This window comes from Streptomyces milbemycinicus (assembly GCF_002154605.1).
Classification (GTDB): Bacteria; Actinomycetota; Actinomycetes; order Streptomycetales; family Streptomycetaceae; genus Streptomyces; species Streptomyces milbemycinicus.
Genome location: NZ_MUNE01000338.1, coordinates 1 through 5,807, shown reverse-complemented (window position 1 = coordinate 5,807; position 5,807 = coordinate 1). Strand labels below are relative to the sequence as shown.

Below are 5,807 nucleotides of genomic sequence, written 5' to 3'. Positions count from 1 at the left end.
GTGGTGGCCCGTGCCCTGGGCCCAGCCCGCGCCGCCCGCGTCGGGGGCCGGCCCGGGCTGATGGGGCGGTGGCAGCGGAGCTCCCACTGAGTGCTGCATCCGGTGGCACTCCGTCTCGTGCAGGCGGTCTGGTGCTGGCAACTGTCGCGTGAAGACGCGGCGGTGAAGCCGGTTCTACCGAACGGTACCTGCCCCGGCCGCCACTGTGTGAACGGCCGGGGAATACGGTGTGTGCCCAGCGACAGCCGTCATCCGGCCAATTCGTCGGCCAAAGCGCGCAATGCGAGGCGATACGACCCGATTCCGAACCCGGCGATGGTGCCGCTGGCGACCGCCGCGATGACAGAGTTGTGACGGAACTCCTCCCGCGCATGCGGGTTGGAGATATGCACCTCGACCAGCGGTGCGGTGCGCTGCGCCGCCGCGTCCCGCATACCGTACGAGTAGTGCGTGAAGGCACCGGGGTTGATGACGACCGGAGTCGAGCCGTCCGCCGCCTCGTGCAGCCAGCGGATCATCTCGCCCTCGTCGTTGGTCTCCCGCACATCGACCTCGAAGCCCAGCTCGGCGCCGAGCTTTACGCACTCCTCCACCAGCCCGGCGTAGGAGGTCGCGCCGTAGACATCCGGCTCACGGCTGCCGAGCCGCCCCAGGTTGGGGCCGTTGAGGACGAGCACCCTGCGGGTCACGCGGACACCTCTCCGTACGCCGCGAGCAGCACGGCCGGGTCCGGGCCCTCCAGCACCGCGGGCTTGGCCAGGCCGTCGAGGACGATGAAGCGCAGCAGGTCGCCGCGGGACTTCTTGTCGACCTTCATGGTCTCCAGCAGCCGGGGCCACTGGTCGCCGCGGTAGGTCAGCGGCAGGCCGACGGAGCCCAGGACCGCGCGGTGCCGGTCGGCCGTGGCGTCGTCCAGGCGTCCGGCGAGGCGGCCCAGCTCGGCGGCGAAGACCATGCCGACGGAGACCGCCGCGCCGTGCCGCCACTTGTAGCGCTCGTTCTTCTCGATGGCGTGGGCGAGGGTGTGGCCGTAGTTGAGGATTTCCCGCAGCCCCGCCTCCTTGAGGTCGGAGGAGACGACCTCGGCCTTCACCCGGATGGAGCGCTCGATGAGCTCGGCGGTGTGCGGTCCCGCGGGGGTGCGGGCCGCCTCCGGGTCCGCCTCGATCAGCTCCAGGATCGCCGGGTCGGCGATGAAGCCCGCCTTGATGATCTCGGCGAGGCCGCTGACGTAGTCGTGGACCGGCAGCGAGTCGAGCGCGGCCAGGTCGCACAGCACACCGGCCGGCGGGTGGAAGGCACCGACCAGGTTCTTGCCCTCGGCGGTGTTGATACCGGTCTTCCCGCCGACCGCCGCGTCCACCATGCCGAGCACCGTCGTCGGGACGGCGATCCAGCGCACCCCGCGCAGCCAGGTCGCGGCGACGAAGCCCGCGAGGTCGGTGGAGGCACCGCCGCCGACGCCGATGATCACATCGCTGCGGGTGAAGCCGGTCTGGCCGAGCGCCTTCCAGCAGTACGCGGCGACCTCGGCGGTCTTGGCCTCCTCCGCGTTGGGCAGCTGGATCGCGATGGCCTCGTAGCCCTGCCCGAGGAGGTCCTGGCGGACGGCCTCACCGGTCTCGGCCAGCGACTCCGGGTGCAGCACGGCGACGCGCTTGGCCGCCGTGCCGATGAGGCCGGGCAGCTCGCCGAGCAGCCGATGGCCGACCAGGACCTCGTACGGCTCGCTGCCCGCGGTGCCGCCGACCTGGATACGGGTGGGTGTGTCGGTGCTCATGCGTCCTTCAACTCCAGTGCGTCGAGGACCGCGTCGGCGACGTCCTCGGGGGTGCGGCCCTCGGTCGACACGACCGCGCGGGCCACCTCGGTGTACAGCGGACGGCGCTGCTCCATGAGCTCGCGCCAGCGCTGCCGCGGGTTGACGGCGAGCAGCGGGCGCGGCGCGTCGAGGCCGGTGCGCTTGACCGCTTCGGCGACGCCCATCTCCAGGAAGGCGACCGGCAGGTCGGCCAGCAGGGCGCGGGTGGAGTCGTCCAGGATCGCGCCGCCGCCGAGGGCCAGCACCCCGCGGTGCTCGGCGACCGCGGCCCGCACGGCCTGCCGCTCCAGTTCGCGGAAGTGCGGTTCGCCCTCGTCGATGAAGATCTCGGAGATCGGCTTTCCGGCCGTCTCGACGATATCGGTGTCGGTGTCCCGGAAGCTGGTGCCCAGCCGCTCGGCGAGCACCCGCCCGACGGTGCTCTTCCCCACGCCCATGGGCCCGACCAGCACAATCACCGGCCCGCTCGCTCCCGGGCCGGTCACCTGGCCGCTCACTTGATGGCCAGGTTGTCGAGGAAGCCCTTCACATTGCGCCGGGTCTCGGTGACCGAGTCGCCGCCGAACTTCTCCGCGACGGCGTCCGCGAGGACCAGCGCCACCATCGCCTCCGCGACGATGCCCGCGGCCGGAACCGCGCAGACGTCCGAGCGCTGGTGGTGGGCCTGGGTCGGCTCACCCGTCGTGACGTCAACCGTGGCCAGGGCCCGCGGCACGGTCGCGATCGGCTTCATCGCGGCGCGCACCCGCAGCAGCTCGCCCGTGGTCAGCCCGCCCTCGGTGCCGCCGGAGCGGCCCGAGGCCCGCTTGATGCCGTCCTCGCCCGGCACGATCTCGTCATGCGCCTTCGATCCTGGCACCCGGGCCAGACCGAAGCCGTCGCCGACCTCGACGCCCTTGATGGCCTGGATGCCCATCAGCGCGGCGGCCAGACGGGCGTCGAGCCGCCGGTCCCAGTGGACATGCGAGCCGAGCCCCACCGGCACGCCGTACGCCAGCACCTCGACGACGCCGCCGAGCGTGTCGCCGTCCTTATGGGCCTGGTCGATCTCGGCGACCATCGCCTTGCTCGTATCGGCGTCCAGGCAGCGCACCGGGTCCTCGTCCAGCCGCGCCACATCCGCGGGGGTCGGGTAGACGCCGTACGGAGCCTTGGCCGCGGCCAGCTCCACGACATGGGAGACGATCTCGATGCCGGTCGTCTCCTTCAGGTAGGAGCGGGCGACCGTGCCGAGCGCGACACGCGCGGCGGTCTCGCGGGCACTGGCCCGCTCCAGGATCGGCCGGGCCTCGTCGAAGCCGTACTTCTGCATACCCGCCAGATCCGCGTGGCCCGGGCGGGGCCGGGTCAGCGGGGCGTTACGGGCCAGCCCGGCGAGCACTTCCGGATCCACCGGGTCGGCCGCCATGACCTGCTCCCACTTCGGCCACTCGGTGTTGCCGACCATGATGGCCACCGGGGAGCCGAGGGTGAGACCGTGCCGAACGCCGCCGAGGAAGGTGACCTCGTCACGCTCGAACTTCATCCGGGCACCGCGTCCATAGCCGAGCCGCCGGCGGGCGAGGGCGTCCGCCACCATGTCGGTGGTGATCGGCACACCAGCGGGCAGTCCCTCCAGCGTCGCCACGAGTGCGGGGCCGTGCGACTCCCCCGCGGTCAGCCAGCGCAACCTGCTCAACGGTGCTCCTCATGCTCGCGCCTCGACGTACGGCGGCATGGCCCGGGCAGCGCGCGGCCGGGGCCCGCCACCTCCGATCCTCCCACGTCCGGTGCCGCCCCCGAGCGCCGGTCCAGCTGGCGGACCCAATGGTTCTCGAGTTTTCGAGGGATCGGGAAAATCAGCGGGCGCGACTGGCGAGGGCCGCCTCGCCCGCTTCCCGCATCGTGGCCAGGGGGGCGGGGGTCCGGCCGGTCATCAGCTCGACCTGGAGCACCGCCTGGTGCACCAGCAGGTCCAGGCCGCTGACGACCGCGCCGCCGCGCTCCGCCCAGGCGGCCGCGAGCCGGGTCGGCCATGGGTCGTACAGCACGTCGAAGAGCGCACCGGGGCGGTCGGGGACGGACGCGGCCAGCACGTCCGTGGTGCCCGCGGGGGTGGTGGCGATCACCAGGGGCGCGCGGAACGCCTCGGCGGCGTCGTCCCAGTCCGCCGTACGGACCTCCACCCCCAGCCGCTCGCCCCACTGCCGCATCTCCGCGGCCCGCGCCTCGCTGCGCACATACGCGGTGACCTCGCCCTCGCAGACACGGGACAGCGCGGCCAGGGCCGAGGAGGCCGTGGCCCCGGCGCCCAGCACGGCGGCGCCCGCCACCCGCTCGACACCGCGCTCGCGCAGCGCCGCGACCATGCCGGGGATGTCGGTGTTGTCGCCGACCCGGCGGCCGTCGTCGGTGAAGACAACCGTGTTGACCGCTTCCACCGAGACCGCCGTGTCACTGATCTCGTCGAGCAGCGGGATGACCGCACGCTTGAGCGGCATGGTCAGGGACAGCCCCGCCCACGGGCGGTCACCGGCCGTCGCGTCCAGCCGCTCGAAGAAGCCGGGCAGCCCGGCCTCGTCCACCTCGTGCCGGTCGTAGGCCCACCCGGCCAGGCCCAGCTTCTCGTAGGCGGCGCGGTGCAGCACCGGGGACAGGGAGTGGGCGATCGGCGAGCCGAGCACCGCGGCCCTGCGGTTTTCCGACATCTTTCCTCAGCTGTTCTTGCGCTGCTCGTCGAGCTGTTTGTCGAGCTGGTCGGCGAGCTTCCGGTGCTCGGCGTACGTCTTGGTGAACTTGGTCGTCTTGCCGTCGAGCGAGATGAAGTAGTACCAACCGTCGTCGGTGGGATTCGTCGCCGCCTTCAGCGCGTCCTCCCCCGGGTTCCCGATCGGCCCCGGCGTCAGCCCCCGGTAGAAGTACGTGTTGTAGGGGTTGTCGTAGTTCTTGATCTCTTGAATCGAGATATCGATCTTGTTCTGGTTCTTGATGTAGTTGTACGTCGAGTCGAATTCCAGCTTGCCGTTGGTCTCGGTGTTTCCGGGTTCGAGGCGGTTGTAGACCACCTCGGCCATCTTGCGGAAGTCGTCGTGGGTGACGCCCTCCGCCTGGACCAGGCTGGCGACGGTGACGAGTTGGAGCGGCGACTTCAGGCCCAGCTCCTTGGACTTGCCTTCGAGGTCGTACTTGGCGTAGCTCTTCTTCGCCTGGGTGACCATCTTCCGCAGGACGTCCTCGGGTTTGGTGTCCTTGCCGGCGCTGTAGCGGGAGGGGAACAGGAACCCTTCCAGCGGATCCTTGATCTTGGGGTTGTCGTCGGCCCAGTCCGGCAGCCCGAGGTTTTTGGCCTCTTTAAGGGCGACGTTTTTGGTCGTGCCCGCCTTGAGGCCGATCTTCTTGTCGATCGCGGCGTAGATCTGCACGTTGCGCATGCCCTCCCTGATGATCAGGCCGTTGCTGCTCGCCGGGTCGACCATGAGCTTCACGGCCTCCGCCGCGGACATGTGCTTGCGTAGCGTGTACGAGCCGGGCTGGATGCTGCCGCCCTTCTCGTTCGCGTTGGCGGCCTCGATGAACGCGTCCGTGCTCTTCACGACGCCCTTGTCCTTGAGGATGTTCCCCATGGCGGTCACGCTCGCCTCTTCGGGGATCTCCACCGTGACCTCACCGCTGCCCGCGCCCGAGTAGTCCGGCGCCGGGCCGAAGCGGCTCTGCCAGAACTGGTAGGCGAAGTAGCCGCCTCCGCCGACGACGCCGACCAGCACCACGGTCACGAACAGGCAGGCGACTCCGCTGCGGCGCTTGGCGGGCTTTTTGTTCCGGCGCCCGCGCCCCTCGTCCTCGTCGGCGTCTTCGTCGTCGTACTCGTCGTCGGCACGGTCGTCGCGGTCGTGGCGGAGTATGTCGCCTCCGCCATCGCCGTCCCGGAAGAAGGGGTGGTCGTCGGCCGGTTCGTCGTGCTCGGCCTGCTCGGCGACGGGCTCCTGGGGCTGGGGGGCCTGGGGAT

General features: G+C 70.9%; 6 protein-coding genes. All 6 read right to left on the bottom strand.

All coding sequences use genetic code 11. The annotated features are described in order from the left end of the window. Nucleotides 1-248: 248 nt before the first annotated feature. Nucleotides 249-689: a type II 3-dehydroquinate dehydratase gene (aroQ, locus tag CCN51_RS26550; protein WP_014174970.1), complete on the bottom strand. Its 441-nt coding sequence runs from the start codon at nt 687-689 to the stop codon at nt 249-251. Then, nucleotides 686-1,780, bottom strand: coding sequence for a 3-dehydroquinate synthase (gene aroB / locus CCN51_RS26545; RefSeq protein ID WP_014174971.1), 1,095 nt, complete (start codon nt 1,778-1,780; stop codon nt 686-688). The genes aroQ and aroB overlap by 4 nt, the downstream gene beginning before the upstream one ends. Next, nucleotides 1,777-2,307: a shikimate kinase gene (locus CCN51_RS26540; RefSeq protein ID WP_238545327.1), complete on the bottom strand. Its 531-nt coding sequence runs from the start codon at nt 2,305-2,307 to the stop codon at nt 1,777-1,779. Before CCN51_RS26540 ends, aroB begins: the two co-directional genes overlap by 4 nt. Nucleotides 2,308-2,315: 8 nt before the next feature. After that, nucleotides 2,316-3,500, bottom strand: a complete 1,185-nt coding sequence (gene aroC, locus CCN51_RS26535; protein ID WP_043486412.1) for a chorismate synthase — start codon at nt 3,498-3,500, stop codon at nt 2,316-2,318. Nucleotides 3,501-3,660: 160 nt separating this feature from the next. After that, nucleotides 3,661-4,509, bottom strand: coding sequence for a shikimate dehydrogenase (locus CCN51_RS26530; protein WP_014174974.1), 849 nt, complete (start codon nt 4,507-4,509; stop codon nt 3,661-3,663). Nucleotides 4,510-4,515: 6 nt separating this feature from the next. Further along, nucleotides 4,516-5,807 (bottom strand): endolytic transglycosylase MltG (gene mltG, locus CCN51_RS26525; protein WP_107426081.1); only part of this gene is annotated, 1,292 nt, incomplete at its 5' end.